This window comes from Streptococcus sp. 714 (assembly GCF_013277115.1).
In the GTDB taxonomy this organism is placed as follows: domain Bacteria; phylum Bacillota; class Bacilli; order Lactobacillales; family Streptococcaceae; genus Streptococcus.
The window spans coordinates 1-1,165 of record NZ_VMMH01000041.1; the positions used below are offsets into that span (position 1 = coordinate 1).

Genomic DNA, 1,165 nt, shown 5'->3' on the forward strand with positions numbered 1-1,165 from the left:
AGGCTGGACTAAAGATAGAGTTTCTCTTGAATACGGCCTCCCAAGTCGTACGATACTTCTTAATTGGCTAGCACAATACAAGAAAAACGGGTATACTATTGTTGAGAAAACAAGAGGGAGAGTACCTAAAATGGGACGTAAACGGAAGAAAACTTGGGATGAAATGACAGAACTAGAGCGACTCCAAGAGGAGAATGAACGCTTACGTACTGAGGTGGCTTACTTAAAAAAGTTAAAAGAGCTGGAAGACAGGGACGAAGCCATACAGCGAGAAAGGCAGAGACAATTAGAGAAATGGCTTCAGGAGGATTTCGACTAGATTTACTTCTTGAAGTGGCTCGCTTACCTCGCTCAACTTACTATTATCAGTTGAAGGAACTAGATGGGCTTGACAAAGATAAAGATCTTAAAGCTGAAATTCAAGCTATTTTTACTGAGCACAAAGGAAATTATGGCTATCGCCGAATAACTCTTGAATTAAGGAATCGTGGTCATATAGTAAACCATAAGAAGGTCCAACGTCTGATGAAAATCCTTGGTTTAAGTGCTCGAATTCGCCGTAAACGAAAGTATTCTTCCTACCAAGGAGAGATTGGTAAGAAAGCAGAGAATCTCATTCAACGCCAGTTTGAAGCATCGAGACCAATGGAAAAGTGTTATACGGATGTGACAGAGTTTGCCATTCCAAATAGTACGCAGAAATTGTATTTATCGCCTGTTTTAGATGGCTTTAACAGCGAAATTATTGCTTTTAATCTTTCTTGTTCGCCTAATTTAGAACAAGTAAAAACGATGTTGGAACAGGCCTTCACAGAGAAACACTACGAGAATACGATTCTCCATAGTGATCAAGGCTGGCAATACCAGCATGCATCTTACCATAAATTTTTGGAGAGCAAGGGAATTCAAGCATCTATGTCACGCAAGGGAAACAGCCCAGACAATGGGATGATGGAATCTTTCTTTGGCATTTTAAAATCCGAAATGTTTTACGGCTATGAGAAGTCGTTTCAGTCGCTTAAGCAATTGGAACAAGCCATTGTAGACTATATCAATTACTACAACAATAAAAGAATTAAAGTCAAACTAAAAGGACTTAGTCCTGTGCAATACAGAACTAAATCCTTTGAATAAATTATTTGTCCAACTTTTGGGGGTCAGTACA

Annotated in this window: 1 pseudogene; it reads left to right on the plus strand. The window is 39.1% G+C overall.

Annotated elements, in window-relative coordinates:
- A pseudogene (locus HT718_RS09390) lies at positions 1 to 1,134 on the plus strand (IS3 family transposase); the annotation flags it as partial.
- Between the last annotated feature and the right edge of the window lie 31 nt (positions 1,135 to 1,165).